This is a genomic window from Marivita sp. S2033 (assembly GCF_046592965.1).
GTDB lineage: Bacteria > Pseudomonadota > Alphaproteobacteria > Rhodobacterales > Rhodobacteraceae > Marivita.
In genome coordinates this window covers 1-1,928 of sequence record NZ_JBISBV010000038.1, presented here as the reverse complement: position 1 = coordinate 1,928, position 1,928 = coordinate 1, and the positions used below count along the sequence as shown (strand labels likewise).

Below are 1,928 nucleotides of genomic sequence, written 5' to 3'. Positions count from 1 at the left end.
AAGAACCGCAGCTTTGAGGGCCGCACCGTCGCTGTGATCAAGCAGCCGCCTTCCTCCTTCAGGGCTGCTTCGATGAGTGAGAAGGCCCGGGCTTGAAATCTTGACCCAGCGTCACCATCTCGCTTCCACTCGAAGAAGGCAGCGTAAAATCGCCCGCTGGAGAGAATGCCCAATTATTTCGGGGCATAACCTCAAACCTGAGGCCCTCTTCTTCGAAGGCCCAATAAAACAAGGAGCAATATAATTATCAATCGCCGCCCGCGAGGCGGCCAATTTCAACCCATTATAAAGAGAAAAAGAAACCGACATGGGCATGATAAAATTAATTGAAAAGTGGGAAGGAACCGACGCGAACAGAACAGACGATCAACCGAAAGACGACAGCGAGGAGATCGTTCAAATCATCTCGAAGGCTGTCAGTTCTTGGTACGTCAGGAAGGATAGTAAGTACTTCGCAGTTGATCGGCTGAACGTCAAATTGTCGATGGAAGACGTGCAACGATCCTGCGTCTTCCGGATCAAAGAGGAGTTCGGTCACTTGACACCAACTCCTCAAATACTGAAGGAGGTTTTCCAGCTGACCATCGTCAAAAAGCACTCGAATATGGACACGTCGATCCCGGTTTGGAACGGCGGCATTGTCTGTAAGCCCGGGGACCCTAACCGGTTCATCTGGGATCTCGGGACGGTGGCCATCAACGCTTGGAGAAAACCCGCATATCGTGATCTCGAAGGGGTCGATGCCAGCTATGGTTTGGCAGAGGATTTCTTCGACTGGTTCTTCACCCGAAAGGAGGAGAAAGAAAAGTTCTTGGACTGGCTGTCCTGGAGCTTGCAGCACGAGGACCAAAAACCGACGTGGGCACCCTTCTTCTATTCAGCAACGAAAGGAAGCGGAAAAAGCACCCTTTGCAAGCTTGTGGCACGTCTCTTCGGTGACGAGAATGCTGTTTGCGAGAACAGCGTCGACAAGCTTACGGGAAAGTTCAACAGCCCAATCCTGTCGAAGAAGTTGGTCATCTCGGAGGAAGTAGACCTTCGAGCCAATTCCAAGCAGGGGAACGCTCTCAAAACCTACATCACAGAGTCAGAAGCAGTTGTCGAAAGGAAAGGAGTAGACGCGGAACGCGTTGAACAGTTCTGCAGCTTCATGTTCACGAGCAACCATTTGCCGTTGTGGATCGAGGAAGAAGACAGGCGCTACTATCTGATTGAGGTTGATCACGATGGTCACGCCGCCGGTCCCAGAGGAGGAGAATTTGCGGCCTTGGTTGGCAAACTGCATGAGTTTATGGCGGATGATCGCCGTATTGCAGGGCTCTATGGAGCGCTGATGGAGCGTCGGCAAGCTGAGAAGTTCAATGCAAAATGGCTCAACGTCCAAGAAGAAGCGACGCCGCTGATGAAGCGAGTGCATGCGGCTTCTGAGGGTACCCGTAAGGCAATGCTGCGCGAGATGCTGGATGCGAAAGGCATGAAAGCAATCAGTGAGGCTAAGCTGACCGAATTCGTGAAGAAGGATCTGAACGCCAACTTGGCGCAGACGAAACATCTCATCACCGAGCTCGGATGGTCCAAGGACAACGTGAAGTGGGATGGATGCGATTACTCTAGGGCAGTGTGGACAGCCAAGGGCTACTGGGTGGATCGCGGTAAGCTGAAAGGGCCGGAGGGCTTCGAGGAACAGGACCTCGGGGAACACCTAAAGGTTCTTGATGTGTGCGACGATCTTCTTGGACATTAACGCAAAGGACTGGAAACATGATCCTCGTCTATGAAGATGACAGCGAGGCTTGGTTCAGAAAAGTGATCGATGATCACCTAGAGGAGGCCCAAGCCCGGGCCTTCTCACTCATCGAAGCAGCCCTGAAGGAGGAAGGCGGCTGCTTGATCACAGCGACGGTGCGGCCCTCAAAGCTGCGGTTCTT

1 protein-coding gene is annotated in these 1,928 nt (G+C 52.6%); it reads left to right on the top strand.

Translation table 11 applies throughout. The features are described from left to right. The first annotated feature begins 307 nt into the window (after positions 1-307). A complete protein-coding gene (locus ACGKZZ_RS17160; RefSeq protein WP_411224738.1) occupies positions 308-1,744 on the top strand; it encodes a primase-helicase family protein in 1,437 nt (478 codons plus the stop codon). The last annotated feature ends 184 nt before the right edge of the window (positions 1,745-1,928 follow it).